The sequence below is a fragment of the Campylobacter sp. RM12654 genome (genome assembly GCF_020137585.1).
Lineage (GTDB): Bacteria > Campylobacterota > Campylobacteria > Campylobacterales > Campylobacteraceae > Campylobacter_E.
Genome location: NZ_JACGAR010000047.1, coordinates 1 through 2,615, shown reverse-complemented (window position 1 = coordinate 2,615; position 2,615 = coordinate 1). Strand labels below are relative to the sequence as shown.

The 2,615-nt window shown below is 28.7% G+C and carries 3 protein-coding genes; 1 reads left to right on the top strand and 2 read right to left on the bottom strand.

Features of this window, described 5'->3' with window-relative positions; genetic code table 11:
* Together AVBRAN12654_RS09195 and AVBRAN12654_RS09190 are read right to left on the bottom strand one after the other, a co-directional pair.
* On the bottom strand, positions 1-709 hold a 709-nt coding region (locus AVBRAN12654_RS09195; protein WP_336608413.1), incomplete at its 3' end, for a cache domain-containing protein.
* A 113-nt stretch (positions 710-822) separates the two neighbouring features.
* Positions 823-1,821 (bottom strand): c-type cytochrome, encoded by a 999-nt coding sequence (locus AVBRAN12654_RS09190; RefSeq protein ID WP_214150613.1) that lies wholly within the window; start codon positions 1,819-1,821, stop codon positions 823-825.
* Positions 1,822-2,046: 225 nt separating this feature from the next.
* Between AVBRAN12654_RS09190 and AVBRAN12654_RS09185 the strand changes: the two genes are divergently transcribed.
* Positions 2,047-2,448, top strand: a complete 402-nt coding sequence (locus tag AVBRAN12654_RS09185; protein ID WP_214150614.1) for a hypothetical protein — start codon at positions 2,047-2,049, stop codon at positions 2,446-2,448.
* Positions 2,449-2,615: the final 167 nt, after the last annotated feature.

Below are 2,615 nucleotides of genomic sequence, written 5' to 3'. Positions count from 1 at the left end.
TACCATTATTTAATTTGCTTAAAGATTTTACTATTAGCATCATCACATATACAATATAAGGGATAAAAACCACTATAAATACAAATAAAGCAATAATAGATGTCGTAACAAAACTACTATTGATTAAATTTTCTAACTCGTGAGTATTCTTATCAATCTCATCTAAATAAACACCTGTTCCAATCCATAAAGAATTTGTATTAGGTATTAATGCTACATAAGATAATTTTGGTGCTGTAATATCAGTGCCTGGTTTAGGGAAAGGAAAGGTTACAAAACCACCACCAGAATTAGCCTTTTTGCTTAATTCTTGAATAAAAAAAGTCCCATCAGGAGCTTGCATTCCCTTTAAATCTTGTCCTATTAGCTTTTTGCTAACTGGGTGAGCTACTGCTGTGGTATCTTTATAAACGAAAAAATACCCATTACCATTGTCAAATCTAAAATTTTCTATAGCTTGTGCTATATAATCAATTTTCTCTTTTTCACTCTGTAAATCTTTTAAATGAATTGAAAGCGCATTAATCATTGCATCAGTTGATATTTTTAATTTTTCTTCTATATCAACTTGCATAATTCTTGCTACCTCATTTGAATTAGCTTGAATTGTCTTTTGATTATTATTGTAAAATAAATAAAGCATCAAAAATAAAACAAACAATCCTAAAATAATAACAAAACCAAGTTTTGCTTTTATAGTTTTTAACATTACATACTCCTTTTGAAACTTTAAATAAAACATAATTTTAAAATTTAAAAATATAAATAATGTTAAATTTAATTAAGATTTTAGGAATTTCAAAATTGAAATTCCTTTTTTACTTATTTTGCTTTAGATTTGCTAACTTCTTGCATTTTTATATAAGGTCCAAATCTATGTTGCTCTATGCTAAAATCATCATCATAAGGAGCTACATCCATATCAAGTGGTTTTGTCCTTCTATCAGGAAAATCTGCTTCACGATTAGCCTTAATTGGTCTTGGTTTTGAATTAATATAAGCTGCTACATCAAAAGCTTCTTCATCACTTAAAGTAGCATCGCCTTTTGGCATATTGCCTTTAATATACGAAGCTGCTTTTATTAGTCTATACATTCCAGCACCTGTGTTATAGCTATCATCTCCCCATAAAGCAGGATATACATAATATCCACCTTTTTGCTCGTCATTTAGCATTCCTGCTCCATCTTCGCCGTGACAAGCTGAGCATTTTTCTTCATAAATAACTTTACCTTTTTTAGGATCAGCTGCTCTATTTAATAATTTTACTTGAGTAAGTCCTTGCCCTTCAACATTAGCACCTACTGGCACACCTTGGCTTAAATAGTGCATATAAGTTACAATTGCTTTCATCTCTACTGAATTAATAGGCAATGGCTTACCATTCATAGAGCGTTCCATACAGCCATTTATACGATTTTCAAGAGTAGCGACTACATCACCTCTAGCTAAGTATTGTGGAAATCTAGCATAAATTCCTACAAAACCTGATTCATAAGGAATAGTCCCGCCATTTGCGTGACAGCTGCTGCAAGATAAATTATTTCCTGCATATCTTTTACTCTCATCTTTTGCCTTTGGACCTATGTAATATGTGGTTTCATTTAGGATTTTATTTCCCAAAATCACTGCTTCAATATATTTTGAGCCTTTAGGTAATTTTTCTTCATCTAAATACCCATCATCATTCATAGCACTCGGCACTACCCAATTCATTTTAGCTTGTTTAATGCCTGTTTCTGATTTGGTTTTATTCACGCTTGGGTCTATCGCAAATGCAAAAGATGATAATAATAAAATCATACTAATTTTAGTTTTCATAACTTCTCCTTAAATTGATTTAAGAAAATGCTAGGATTTTTATGTGAATTTAATGTGAAAAATAAGCATAAAAATCGTAAAAAATTACAAAATTGTTACAAATTTACAAAAAATAAATAAAACTAAGAAAATTTAAAAAGATGAAGTATTAATTTTGATATTCTGTATTAAGTCAATTATAAGTATTATATTATTAAAATAAAAAACTAATATAAAGGAGAGAAAATGAGTAAAAAAATTAATATAATTATGGCTAGTGCGTTATGTTTTATATCTACAGGTTGCGTTATGCCAGAACTTTTAAATGTAAATAATGTTATAAACCATAACAACAATTCTAATACTAACACAGCTAAAATCATAAGAACATATCCTGATAAAACCATAGTAACTCAAGGAAATATGAATTATGGTAAAAAATGTGCGTTCAAAACAGACCCTAGAAATAATAAAGTTGTAGAAGTAGGCTATGTTATACAAGATGCGTGCTTGCCTGATTGGTGTAAAAAATGGTATGACAATGTAGATTTAGAACCTAAATCTGATTCTGATAAATTTCAAGTTGATACTTGCCATAGTTTTATAATATATAATGCGTCATTAGGATATAAATTGATAGAAGATTAATAAAAGATTAAATAAATTATGCCTTTAACTTTTTAAAGCATAATTTATTAATCAAAAAACTAAAAAATAAAATCTTTAAACCAACAATCAAATTCTTTTACACTTCATCTTTAAATACTTCTTCTCTTACATAAATTGTGCATTCTTCTTTTTCATCTAAGCTTCCG

What these genes read in the sequence shown, in the direction of transcription:
- AVBRAN12654_RS09190 (WP_214150613.1), bottom strand. Translation starts at nt 1,821, where the DNA reads ATGAAAACTAAAATTAGTATGATTTTATTATTATCATCTTTTGCATTT.
- AVBRAN12654_RS09185 (WP_214150614.1), top strand. Translation starts at nt 2,047, where the DNA reads ATGAGTAAAAAAATTAATATAATTATGGCTAGTGCGTTATGTTTTATA.